The organism is Enterococcus sp. DIV0774, assembly GCF_050539095.1.
In the GTDB taxonomy this organism is placed as follows: Bacteria; Bacillota; Bacilli; order Lactobacillales; family Enterococcaceae; genus Enterococcus; species Enterococcus faecalis.
On record NZ_CP172923.1, the window covers coordinates 2,147,869 to 2,160,206 of the forward strand.

Consider the following 12,338-nt stretch of genomic DNA (forward strand, 5'->3'; position numbering starts at 1 on the left):
AATTAAACAATTATTTACTTAATTAGCTATTTTTTCGTCCGAAGAAGAATGAAACTACAGCAACTAAAATTACTGCCCCAATAATTGATGGCACAATTGCCATACCTGCTACGTGAGGACCCCAGCTACCTAAGATTTTTTCTCCGATAAATGAACCAACTAAACCGGCAACGATATTCGCAATCCAACCCATTGATTGACCTTTGCTTGTAAGCGCGCCAGCGATAGCACCGATAACAGCACCAACGATTAAAACCCATAAAGTATGCATAAAATAATTCCTCCTAAATGCTTTATCTAGCGAATAATTCGCTATGTTACTATTATGGACTACTTTTATTAGATAACAAAATAGTTTGCTTGTTTCCATGAAAAAAAAGCAATAATTTCTGATAATTTCATTAAAAAAACTCAGAACAGGAGACCGAAGTGCACTGTTCTGAGCTTTTATTTAAGAAATTGCTGGTCGTTTTACTCGTTCATGTGCGACATCCGCTGCTTGAATCTCTTTATTATTAAAAGGTGTTAAGCGGAATGCCAATTGGAATTCTTCAAACGTAGTCCGGTATTTTTCTAATTGCCACTGGCCACAAGAGTAGCTACCTAGGGCGTTTTGTTTGTAATCGATATTTAAAACAACATACTCACTTTCTTGTAATTCATTGGTATGCTTAGCAACATCTAGCGCTTGTTCTTCAAAATAAGAAACACTAAAATTATATGAATCAGCCGCTGTTGCTACTACCCCTTGGCCGCGATCATCCGTGAATGCGGACCATTTAGTCGCCATGTGGTTACCATTGGCTTGTGGAACAACATAATTAGTGAACATTTCCGCCACTGTAGCATCATAAACGCCAAGTAAACCAGCTTCTTGTGAATCTACATAGTTTTCTCTCGGCCCTTTACCGAAATATTTTACTTCTGATAGAGACTTGTCTAAATGGAGAGTCACACCCAAACGTGGTAACATATCTGGCGCATTTTCAATTTTACCAGCAGGACTACCTTTTAAGTCGAAGAAAATTTCGCCATTTGGTGCAATTAAATACTGATAGGTACATTGATAATGCCAAGCACTGTTAGTCGTTCCGTTAATTGTTTTTACGATGACTTGGATAAAATCATCAACTTTTTTCCACTCAAAAGAACGGACAATTTCATGCTCTAAATGTAAGAAATATTTCTTCTTCATTTCATCAATAATTTCCATATCATTACTGATCGGTGCCCGCCAAAATGTAAATTTCGGCCCTTTATGCAATAATTTTTTACCATCTCGTGTCACATTCGTTAAGGCACCCTTCACTTTATCAAAATTAATTGAAAAGTTTGGTCCTTCAATGTATAAATGAGGGCCAATTTCCTTTGCCATTAGCGAGCCAACTGGTGTGATCTCAATCCCTGGTGTTGCAATTGGCAATTCAAACTGTGCGGTAGCTAATTCATGACCAGCAGATGCATAGGCGGTCGTTTCTTTCAATTGATATGAAAGAGTTAAATAATAGGCGGCTCCTGCCTTTTTAGGAAAATCTAAATGATAAGGTAAGTGCAGTCTTCCTTCTTCTCTAGCAGCAATTGCTGGCACTGCTACTGTCCCTGATTGAATCACTGTTTGATCTTCAGTAATTGTATAAACCAGCTTAAAGATAGCCAAGTTTTCAAAGTCAAACCGACTCAATAATGAGAATTCACCTGACAGAACGTCAATAGCGCTAGTTGTAATGGGTTCAATGACTTTTTTGTATTCATACAAGCTAGGAGATGGCGTACGGTCAGGCATCAACATCCCATCAATACAAAAATCTTTGTTACTTGGATCATCGCCGAAATCGCCGCCATAACGATAATAAACTTCACCGTTATCTGTTACCGATTCAATGCCATGGTCAAACCATTCCCAAATAAAGCCACCTTGTAATTTATCATGAGCATAAAATAGCTCTTGGTATTCTTTTAAATTCCCAGGGCCATTCCCCATCGCATGACAATATTCACATAAAATATGCGGTTTTTTTGAATTTTCAATAATCGTATTCATCAGTAATTCTCTAGTTGGGTGTTCCAACCAAGTATACATTGTAGAATAGACATCCGTGACCTCTGCCTCAAAATCACCTTCATAATGAACCAAACGTGTTGGATCCATTTCTTTTGCAATACGGGCCATTTCAATAAAGTTATGACCAAACGCAGATTCATTTCCTAACGACCAAAAGAGAATTGATGGATGGTTTTTATCCCGTTGAATCATCCGTACCATCCGAGAAACATAAGCCGTTTCCCATTCTGGATCGTTACTAATCCAATCATATTCTCCAGTTAATTCAAAGCCGTGACATTCCAAATCAGTTTCATCAATCACATACATTCCATATTCATCGCATAAATCATAGAAATAAGCAGATGCTGGATAATGACTGGTTCGAATGGCATTAATATTAAATTGTTTCATTAAACGAATATCTTTTTCAATTTCTTCACGACTAACCACTCGACCATTTTTCGGATTATAATCATGACGATTCATTCCTTTTAGTTTAATGGCCACACCATTGACTAAGAAAGTCTCACCAGATACATGAATATTTCTGAAACCAACTTTTTGCGGAATAACTTCGACGACTTCCCCTTCAGAAAAAACAGTAATAAATAGTTGATACAAGTATGGTTTTTCAGCTGACCAAGCAGTGACAGACGGTAAACTTGCTGAAAATTCAACCGTACCTTGATTTCCTGCGACAGTCTCTTTAAGAACCGTTTTTCTCTGCTGATCCATCAACTCCAATTGAACTTGTTGTCCTTTGTCTTGCCAAAATTTACCCGTAATTGCCAAGTGGCCATTTTGATACGAATCATCTAAATCGGAAATAATAAAGAAATCTTCCAGCCCATTTTCTGGTACACCGAGTAATTCAACATCACGAAAAATACCACTTAACCACCACATATCTTGATCCTCTAAATACGTACCATCTGACCATTGATAGACTCGCACCGTTAAATCATTTTTTTCACCAATTTTAGCGTAAGGCGTAATGTCAAATTCTGCTTCATTTCGTGCACCTTTACTGTAGCCAACTTCATGGCCGTTCACCCAAACATGATAAGCTGAATCTACGCCACAAAAACGTAAAATGATTTTTTTATCGTGAAATGTTTCATCTATAGCAAATGTCCGTTTGTAAATACCTGTTGGGTTTTCCGTTGGTACATACGGCGGATTAATGGGAAAATTGTACCATAAATCAGAGTAATGCATTTTGCCATATCCTTGGACTTGCCAATTTCCAGGAACAGCGATTTGATCCATTTGGCTTGTATCAAAGTCCGTCGCAAAAAAGTTTTCTGGGCTGTATTCTGGCGCTTCTAAAAAGAGAAAATGCCAGCATCCGTTTAAATTTTTGTATGCTTGTGTATATTTATTTTCATTTAGTAAGGCTGTTTCTTTCGAAGGAAAGCTCGAAAAATGTGCTCGTCCAGGCAACCGATTGATACTATCTACTTTATAATTTTCCCAAGTCTTCATAATCCATTTCTCCTTTACCAACTTCATTTTTTTCTTTTGTTTCATACCGTTTCCAACAAATCCAAGCAAAGCCCATAAAGACAATTAAACCAATGATGTTATACGCCAACATGCCCAGTGGACTAGCGGTTCCTTTCGGTAACGTGCCATTGATTTCTTCCATGATTAATTTTGGATCTGGCACAGTTGACATAAAGAATACAAAGATAAAAATGGCTAATAAGAAAATCCCCGCAATTAAGCCAAAGGTTCGATTACCAAAGCGGAAACTTCTCGGCATTGTTTCTTTTTTCCAACGAAGCCCAATATAGGCGATTAACAAGAACAAGACAGGCACTAATGACGTAGAAGCTGTCATATTAATTAACGTTTCTAAAAAGCTATCCATATTTCCAATTCCTAATGCTGGAATGGCAACTAAAATCGTCACAATAATTCCTTGAACTAACAAAGCATTGGTTGGATTTCCCTCTTCGTTCGTTTTCACTAGCCACTTACCGAAGACCCCATCAGGAATTTCTGAGAAAAATACTTTAACTGGTGCTGCCGTCCACAGAGCCAAAGAACCAAGACTTCCGACAAATAAGATAATTCCTACTAAGCGCACCATCATTGCTGCGGGAATATGGAAATACGTACCTAAAATTTTAAAGATATCAAAAATACCATTTGAAAAATTTCCTTTTAAGACGTCCGTTGGCACTACCAAACCTACAGCAACGGCACCAAGAATATACATGATACCGACCGCAATCGTTGCACCAATCATCGTGCGGACAAACGTTTTATTGCCGCCTTTAACATCCTTAATGTATACGCCGATACTTTCACCACCGCCAACAGCTTGTAAAATCCACGCCATCGTCATGAAAAAAGTCCAATTAAAAGTTGGCATAATTGACGTCGTGGTAAACTCTTGTGCTGGTTCATTGCCAAAACCAAACACGACGACAAAGGCTAAAACCACAAAAGCCACGCCCATAAATAAACGAGCACCACCCGCTAAGCTAGTCACTTTCGAAATCCACGAAACCCCTTTAATACAAACCCATGTCATTAACCAAAATAACAGGATAGAAATCACTGCAATTATTTTAGTACTATGGTTTCCTTGAAAAACGTTTTGACCTAAAAAAGCGTATGAACCATAAATCAATGTATTCGGTAGCAATGAACAGAAGAAAAACAAGTTGACAAAGAAATATGACCAAGCGCCTAAAAATGCCCATTTAGGTCCTAGCACAGATTCCAACCAACTGTGAACACCTGATTCATTTTCAGAATTAGCAGAAGCAAATTCTGCAATCATTAGAATAAATGGTAAAAAGTAAAAAATAGAGCCGAATAAATAGCCTGGAATAGTTGCTAGGCCAATCTGAATACTGTTGTTAACAATGCTGGGAAAGGCAAAAACCGCTGAAAAAGTCATGAGCATCAATGCGACAGAACCTAATCGTTCCCGTGAATGTGTTGCCATTTTACTACATCCTCTCTTTATCAAATTAATTAGTACTCACACATTGTAAAACGCTTACAGTTTTTTAAAAATAAAAAATGTTGCCTATTTCTTGTAAAGATGTTGACTTTTAGAAAGCCTTTACATACTCTTATAAAGAGGTGATAGCATGCGAAATGTTTTTACAAATAATGTCAGCATCCTGATTAATGATCAACCTATTAGCCAAGAATTTCATCTTTATGAAGCTGGCTATGAAAAATGCCGCCCGACAAAACCAACTGAGTTTGCCCCCATTAATTATTGGGTTTTGCATTATTGTAGCGATGGTGAAGGTTATTTTTCAACACCCTTTATGGAAAAACAACACATTACCGCTGGCGATTTGTTTATGATTCCAGCCAATTGTCGCAATATTTATTATCCTAATCGGCAAAATCCTTGGACCTATCATTGGGTCGGTTTTGTTGGAGATCTTTCGTCTCAGTATTTAGAAAAAATAGGCCTGACTACCGAAAATTGTATTTTAAAAGGAACTGTTGATAAGAAATTAGAAAGTTTATTTAAAAATATTTACCAAGAAGCGAAGAAACATAATCATTTTGGCAGTTTAAGTGAAAGCTTTCAATTGTTGAATTATCTAGAGCATCATTCCGTTACACAGCACGAAAATCAAAGCCAACAATTATTTAACCAAATTAAAATGGCTATTCACGAAAATTTTTCAAACAATCTTTCAATTAGTCAATTAGCTTCTGAGTATAACATTGATCGTAGCTATTTATTTAAGCTGTTTCAGCGTTATGAACAAACAAATCCTAGTATCTATGTACAAAACTTAAAATTGCAAAAAGCCTGTTCTCTGTTAAGAAAAAGTTCCTTAACCATCACGGAAATCAGTTTTGAAGCAGGTTTTTCTTCACCTTCTTATTTTTCAAAATTTTTCTTCCAGAAAAAAGAGATGACACCTCGACAATATCGTCAACAGTTTTTGACTTAAAATAAATTGTTGCTTATCTGTAGTTAAAGAAAAAAACAATTTATTTAATAATTTTCAAATTTAGGTAGTTCTTATAATTTATCTATTTTATAATTAATTAGGGTTTTATTATAGGTGGGAGTGTGATATATAGACTAATCAAAATCAATAAATAATTTACAAGTTTTAGCAAATAAACAATATTGGAGAGAAAAATGAAACATTTTATTAAAGAAAACAAAGGTTTAGCCATCTACAGCTTTTTAATTGTCTTTGCTACTTATGGTATTAAACTATTTAACAATACTTACGCTATTGATACTATGCACTTAATGACTAACTACAGAGGCTACTTAAAACATTGGGTTTCGATTGGTAGACCAGGATTAGTAGCTTTAAAGCTTTTAACATACAACTATGTAAATGTTTATTTTTTAAATTTGTTAGCTATTATTTTCTTTGCTATCGCCACTATCTTGTTGTGCTATTATGTTGATCTTTCAACTAAGCAGATTTATAACAAAAAGTATTTATATATTATCCCAAGTATTTTTCCAACCAGTCAATTATTTAGCGAACAATTTTACTTCGTCCTACAAAATTTTGAATTTTCATTAGGTATCTGTTTGGTTATACTTTCTCTCATTGCTATTTACCATATTCCCAATAAAATTTTTAAATTATTCGGCTTTTTGTTGCTGACGTTTACACTTACTATGTACCAATCATTCTTTGTATTTGCGTGTACCTTAATTTTATTCAAGATTTTAATGACATTGTATTTTGCTCAGTTAAATGATCTTAAAATTTCTTTTAAAGACTATGCCTTCAAAATTGGTCATTTTATTCTACTAGCTATTTCATCTCTCGTTCTATCTCAACTAATGGCGATGTTAGCGAAAAAAGTTTTAAACGTTGAAAGCTCCTATCTAGATAATATGATTCTTTGGGGTAAACGCCCTCTGATAGATTCTATCAACGATATTAAAGATTACGCCAAAGAACTATTCTTCCCTTCAGTCGGAGACACTTTTTTTACACCGCTGTTTTTGATATGTGTTCTTTTACTGGTCATTGTATTAATTAATATGTCCTATCTGAAACGCAAAAATGTTTTCTTCATCTTTATTACCTTGTTAGGTATTCTAATCACTCCACTCATGTTTACAATTTTAGGTGGAAAACGTCCGGCAATTAGAGGTGAAGTGCCTAACTTTCCTGCTGTTTTAGCATTATTACTCATCTTTATTATGATTTACTGGGGATACAACTTTGTGCTTAAACATTTATTAGTTGGCATAGTAATTCTCTTTACTTTTATTCAAGTTCGGGAAACAACCAACCTAGAATATTCTGAGTATCTAACAGCGGAAGAAGATTTACGTACTGCGGAAATGATTACAAATAATATTTATTCAATGGAAATTGAGAATCCTGAATCCTATAAACTTTTAATGTATGGAAATCGTTCTCCTCGGAATGTTTCAAATATAAAAGGTGAAACAAACGGTGTCTCATTATTTGAATTCATGCCTAACTCGGTGCATACTAGTTTAAATACTTTACTCTATATGAAAACATTTGGATTAAATTTTAATGATCCTACACCAGAAGATTTTGAAAAACACAAAGCTTTACAAGCAGAAATGAATGTCTGGCCTAGCAAAGATTCTATCCGAGTGGTAGATGATTGTATTGTTGTTAATTTGTCAAAGTAGACAATTAAATTTTATAGATATTTTACTAGCGGTAGTTGTTTTAGCAAAAGACAACTACCGTTTGCTATAAAAAAAGAACCCTTGCCACACAAGGGTTCTCGAACATTCAAAGTTGAATGAATTATTTTACTGTAATAGAGATTGCTATTTTCATAGCGTTCTACGTAATTCTGATTTAAGTTAAATATAGTTTCTTCTATTATATGTAGTTCTGTGACGTTCTATATATTTCTATTTTTTATAGTCAAAGTTTAGTCATTTCTCGCCAGCGTATAGAAAGAAATGTGTCATAAAAAAAAGACTGCTCTCGCAGTCTCCCATGTGAGTTGGCGTACTTACATTACGCTTAATAGCTATTATCAAACATCACATGTAAACAGTATAAGGATTTCCTTATCCGTGTTTACAGTATATCTCATATGGCATATATATGCAATAGATTTTATTCCACAAATTTTCCACATTAAGGTAAATGTAAACAAAGATGGTTGGGTATCATTCTTAACTTCTCGTTTTCTACCTTAAAAGAAGTCCATATTCTATTAGCTAAAATGTCACTTGCTTGTATTAAATAATTATTGGCTGAATTACAATATTCTATATTTACAGAAACTTCTTTAAAAAAAATAGGTGAATGAACAGTACCATAATTATAATTATGAATACCATTGCGCAGTTCCTCGTATATTGATTCTCGTAGTCCATAAAAACCATTTGAAGAAGTTGGTTGTTCATCAACATAAATATAAATTTCAATATCTTCATCATTAGAAAGTTTCTGCTCTTTAATAAGTTGCTCTAACTTACGCTTCACCAACATTTTTAATACATAGTCTTTGTATCTATGTATTGCCTTCTTCTCACAAAGAATACTATTATAAACCCTATCAATATCTACTGTTAATCCTGCACTTTCTTCATTTTTCAAAATCTGGTATAAACTATTTTTATATTTTCGTTTTAAATTGCACGCTTTCAGTTCGTCCTGTCTACCAAGACTTTTCTTTATTTGGCTATTAACTGCTCTATACTTTCTTTTTGCATTTTCTTTTGGTTCATTTCCTATAAAAACTAAACCCGCATAAACAAAATATCTATTATTACTATTGCGATGTAAAACCCCTGAATCATCAAAATAAAAATAAACTTTCTGCATATCCTATTTACCCCTTGCTTATCGTATAATATATTTTACTATAAATTTACAGTAAAATATAGGTAAATAAATATTTTCAGTTAAATATCTAAAAAAGAAGTGAACAAATTAAAGAAAGAACGTGATAAACTTGAAAGAAAAAAAGACGAGTGAAGCACAGTTACGGGCTTCCAAAAAATGGCAAGAAAAAAGTAAAGAACACATGAACTATATTCGCAAACGGTCTGGCGCCCGTGGGTTTGTTAAAATTGCAAGCCTTGAAGATTTAAAGGAACTAGAAAAGATGATTGCCGAAAAAATAAAAGAATTAGAATAAAAAAGAAGCCCAATCCTTGAATTGCATCAAGAATTGGGCTTCTTTCACTTTAATAACCTATTCCCCAAACATTTGACGGGTTTCCGTCATTTTCTCCTACTGGGATAAAAATTCTTGTACCTTGAGAGTCCGAACCGCCTAACCACACAAAACCATCTTCTACAAAAACAGAATCATAACGGAAAGCGTCACCTTTACTCCATACTCCATAAATTGGCGCACTCAAGCTAGGTTGTCCACCTCTTAATACAATTCCTTCTGGCACCGTAATAGTAAATACGTTAGTTTGTTTAGCTGGTTTATTTTCCCATAACCCCGCAATATCTCCATCATTAGCATAACCTAACAATTTGCCACTATTTTCGATTTTATAAAGGTTCTTGTGTCCATTCAATTTTTTAGTAATAGTTCCTACCTGCGTCCATAGTTTTGAAGCGTCAATATGTTCATTAATTGGCGCATCTGGCGTTTTATAGATAGAAGTAACTAGTACATTTTGATTTACTTTATATTCTTTTGGTTTCGGATTAACTGGTGTACTACTTCCATTTTCTGGCAAACCAGTCATTAAATCTTTTTGAAATTGGGCTTTACTGATTCCCCAGCTTGCTAAATAACCATATGGGTCAGTATGATTTCCCCAAATATTATCAGTTACCCATTGATGTGTTTTAATACCATAATTAGTTGCGTCATCTAAATCATAAGTAGCGCCAATTTTATTAGCTAAATCACGCAACAAATTAATGTATACTGGATAATCTTTCTTAAACAGTTCCGCATTAGAAGTATTGGCTAGTTCTACTTGGCTATAGGCGTATGAATTAGCATTACCAGCTCCCCAAGAAACACGCCCATTTTCTGCTACTTGGATAACACGACCTCCGCCACCTACTACATACTGTGTAAAGGCTTCTTGTCGTTGCCAGTTGTTAAGCATGTTATTGGCTTCGTTATCAATCCCCGCATCTAAGTTTGCTGTATCATGAGCAATAATATATTGCCCTGTAGTTTGTGCCCAACCAGCGTTAATATTGCCACGGTGTTCTATTTCATAAGCATTTGCGCTAGCTGGTAAAAGCAAACTTGATAACATTGTCCCTAGAATAAATAGTTTTACTTGTTTTTTCATTTAAAAACCTCTCTTCTTTTTGATATAAAAAAGAAGCCATCATTTTGATAGCTTCTTACTTCTCTGTATCTCTTAATTGAATTAGTACGTCTTTTAGTTTCTGCGGTAATGGTATAAATTCACCAGCATTTTCAAGCAATGAAATGCCTTCGTTAGCAATGTAAAACATGATAACAATTTCCCTAAGAGGAATTGCATCATTTACTAGTTGTTGGATAACTACAGCTGTTGCAACCACAAAGAAAATCATGACTTTTTTTAGAATCCCTTCAAAACCCGTTCTACTTGAAAGTTGTTTAACTTTCCACCCTTTCATTAAACCAGTAACATAATCAGCAACGACCATAAAGGATAAAACATATAGAATCTTATCCATACCTCCTAGTAGACCAGCAGTTGTACCACCTACTAAGCCAAAAATCATTGTAACGGTATTAAAATATTTTTCCATCGACTCACCTCCAATATAAAACCATTTGATTGTTAATATACGTTTTTTTATTCTTATTTAAACATTACAAAGTAAATGATCCATCACTTTTAGCTGTTAATTTAATCACAGTACCAAGTCCAATATTTCCAGTTTTTGGATATGGGTCATCTGTCGTCCACGTACATACGCCGTACTGATTCCCAGTTTGTCCTGACATGAAGGTCACACGATTTGGATAAGTACCGTTTCCAGGTTCGAGATGCATCTTGACTGGTTTTTGCGTGCTTGTTTTAGCTGTCGATGTTACTGAGAAAGGTATGTTCCAAATTTTACCTAAATCCTCTGCCCCAGTATTATACGTGGCTCTAAATCCCTCTGGAATCTGCAACAAGACACCATTTTTCGGCTCGACATCAATTTTTGTCACATTTGCACGTATATGACACGTAACAACATTCCCAATCCTGATACATGAAACTTCTAACTCACTAACAACATTAGTATCTGGTGATCCCGACTGTTTATATACATACTTTTCCTGCTTATCAGCTATCATTTGTACCACTTCAAAGTTTTTATTTATTGGTTCATGCCACAATGGGTCGCCTTCATTAATTTTTATAATTTCACTCAATTAAACCCCTCCTAAAATTATTTCTATTGTTTTTATACCTGAAATAAATCTATGATGATAATCATCAATTTTTTGGTGTTTTGGATTTACTAATCCATAATCAACAGGCACTTGCACTTTTAATGATTCCCTATTTAAATACTCTATGTTTGTGGGAATTGTAGTTGGATGTCCTCCGCCTGCACCTGTTGCCTCTTGTCCTACTGGAACAACTCCTGCTCCATAATCCCAAGTTAAAGCTCTTACACTAGGAAACCCTTTTAATCCATGGTGGATCGTTCCTAACTCTATATTAGCGGTTAAAGCGTTAATTTGATTTTGTAAATTTCCTGCTTGGTTTTCATCTAATTCACTCTTTAAACTATCTAACCAGTTACTAAAGATTACTGACATTTCAGTAAGCATTGAATCCATTTTTCTTTCTTTTTCTTGTGCGTTTTCTGTAAAAGCATTAAAGGCTTCTTCTAATTTCTCTTGATACTGTTGTTCTAATCCCGATACATTTACTTTATCGTATGGGCTAGTATAGCCACATGCTTCGCTGTCAGCTCTAAAATCTTTAATATTGGCATTAGTAACACCAGAAGCATTCCTTACTACTAAGATTTCAGCAAGTTTTAATTCATATACTTGTTCTGTTCGTTCTAATTCGGTTGTACCTTGTTTATATACAGCACTCATTACACGATTATTTAAATCTAAACGAACTACAACACAATCTTTTCTATCCTGAGTGGTAGAAGCTACTGGTACATCTATCGCTAAATCTTCTGTATTGAAATATTGGCGACCTTCAACCACCGCAACACCGCTAGAAACAATAATTCGCATACCTTTATTCGGCGCCTCTTTAACTTTTAAAGCATTGACTATAGTAATTGCAACACCATTTCTAAATAGATTTTTATAAAATAGTGAAAAATCAGAATCACTATAAGTTCTATCATTGTTTACTGATAAAAAAGGAAAAGCCCATTGTGTCATT

General features: G+C 34.6%; 11 protein-coding genes. 3 read left to right on the plus strand and 8 right to left on the minus strand.

The features are described from left to right. Positions 1-22: 22 nt before the first annotated feature. The 3 genes from IGL86_RS10265 to IGL86_RS10275 all read right to left on the minus strand — a co-directional run bounded on the left by IGL86_RS10265 (position 23) and on the right by IGL86_RS10275 (position 5,006). The gene (locus IGL86_RS10265; RefSeq protein ID WP_002356434.1) at positions 23-271 is read right to left on the minus strand and encodes a GlsB/YeaQ/YmgE family stress response membrane protein; all 249 of its coding nucleotides are present in this window, start codon (positions 269-271) and stop codon (positions 23-25) included. A 180-nt stretch (positions 272-451) separates the two neighbouring features. Then, the gene (gene ebgA, locus IGL86_RS10270) at positions 452-3,574 is read right to left on the minus strand and encodes a beta-galactosidase subunit alpha (RefSeq protein ID WP_161633944.1); all 3,123 of its coding nucleotides are present in this window, start codon (positions 3,572-3,574) and stop codon (positions 452-454) included. Continuing rightward, a complete protein-coding gene (locus IGL86_RS10275; protein WP_002359464.1) occupies positions 3,507-5,006 on the minus strand; it encodes an amino acid permease in 1,500 nt (499 codons plus the stop codon). Before IGL86_RS10275 ends, ebgA begins: the two co-directional genes overlap by 68 nt. A 148-nt stretch (positions 5,007-5,154) precedes the next feature. On the opposite strand from IGL86_RS10275, the gene IGL86_RS10280 reads away from it, so the two are divergent. After that, entirely contained in the window at positions 5,155-5,985 is an 831-nt protein-coding gene (locus tag IGL86_RS10280; RefSeq protein WP_033625439.1) for an AraC family transcriptional regulator, read from the plus strand. Positions 5,986-6,179: 194 nt separating this feature from the next. Further along, entirely contained in the window at positions 6,180-7,682 is a 1,503-nt protein-coding gene (locus tag IGL86_RS10285; protein WP_033625440.1) for a glucosyltransferase domain-containing protein, read from the plus strand. Between the two features lie 463 nt (positions 7,683-8,145). Here IGL86_RS10285 and IGL86_RS10290 read toward each other — a convergent pair whose 3' ends face one another. Continuing rightward, complete coding sequence (locus tag IGL86_RS10290; RefSeq protein ID WP_033625441.1) at positions 8,146-8,838, minus strand: DUF3800 domain-containing protein; 693 nt, start codon at positions 8,836-8,838, stop codon at positions 8,146-8,148. Positions 8,839-8,968: 130 nt separating this feature from the next. Between IGL86_RS10290 and IGL86_RS10295 the strand changes: the two genes are divergently transcribed. Then, positions 8,969-9,154 (plus strand): hypothetical protein, encoded by a 186-nt coding sequence (locus IGL86_RS10295; RefSeq protein WP_033625442.1) that lies wholly within the window; start codon positions 8,969-8,971, stop codon positions 9,152-9,154. Between the two features lie 49 nt (positions 9,155-9,203). Here IGL86_RS10295 and IGL86_RS10300 read toward each other — a convergent pair whose 3' ends face one another. The 4 genes from IGL86_RS10300 to IGL86_RS10315 all read right to left on the minus strand — a co-directional run bounded on the left by IGL86_RS10300 (position 9,204) and on the right by IGL86_RS10315 (position 12,337). Further along, positions 9,204-10,286, minus strand: a complete 1,083-nt coding sequence (locus IGL86_RS10300; protein ID WP_033625443.1) for an SH3 domain-containing protein — start codon at positions 10,284-10,286, stop codon at positions 9,204-9,206. Positions 10,287-10,341: 55 nt separating this feature from the next. Continuing rightward, on the minus strand, positions 10,342-10,737 hold the full coding sequence (locus tag IGL86_RS10305) for a phage holin family protein (protein WP_033625444.1): 396 nt from the start codon (positions 10,735-10,737) through the stop codon (positions 10,342-10,344). Between the two features lie 64 nt (positions 10,738-10,801). Further along, complete coding sequence (locus tag IGL86_RS10310) at positions 10,802-11,317, minus strand: hypothetical protein (RefSeq protein ID WP_430605602.1); 516 nt, start codon at positions 11,315-11,317, stop codon at positions 10,802-10,804. Between the two features lie 36 nt (positions 11,318-11,353). Then, the gene (locus IGL86_RS10315; protein WP_033625445.1) at positions 11,354-12,337 is read right to left on the minus strand and encodes a hypothetical protein; all 984 of its coding nucleotides are present in this window, start codon (positions 12,335-12,337) and stop codon (positions 11,354-11,356) included. Position 12,338: the final 1 nt, after the last annotated feature.

Coding starts and splice junctions, on each gene's coding strand:
- IGL86_RS10305 (WP_033625444.1), bottom strand. CDS start 10,737: ATGGAAAAATATTTTAATACCGTTACAATGATTTTTGGCTTAGTAGGT.
- IGL86_RS10290 (WP_033625441.1), bottom strand. CDS start 8,838: ATGCAGAAAGTTTATTTTTATTTTGATGATTCAGGGGTTTTACATCGC.
- IGL86_RS10315 (WP_033625445.1), bottom strand. CDS start 12,337: ATGACACAATGGGCTTTTCCTTTTTTATCAGTAAACAATGATAGAACT.
- ebgA (WP_161633944.1), bottom strand. CDS start 3,574: ATGAAACAAAAGAAAAAAATGAAGTTGGTAAAGGAGAAATGGATTATG.
- IGL86_RS10275 (WP_002359464.1), bottom strand. CDS start 5,006: ATGGCAACACATTCACGGGAACGATTAGGTTCTGTCGCATTGATGCTC.
- IGL86_RS10265 (WP_002356434.1), bottom strand. CDS start 271: ATGCATACTTTATGGGTTTTAATCGTTGGTGCTGTTATCGGTGCTATC.
- IGL86_RS10285 (WP_033625440.1), top strand. CDS start 6,180: ATGAAACATTTTATTAAAGAAAACAAAGGTTTAGCCATCTACAGCTTT.
- IGL86_RS10280 (WP_033625439.1), top strand. CDS start 5,155: ATGCGAAATGTTTTTACAAATAATGTCAGCATCCTGATTAATGATCAA.
- IGL86_RS10300 (WP_033625443.1), bottom strand. CDS start 10,286: ATGAAAAAACAAGTAAAACTATTTATTCTAGGGACAATGTTATCAAGT.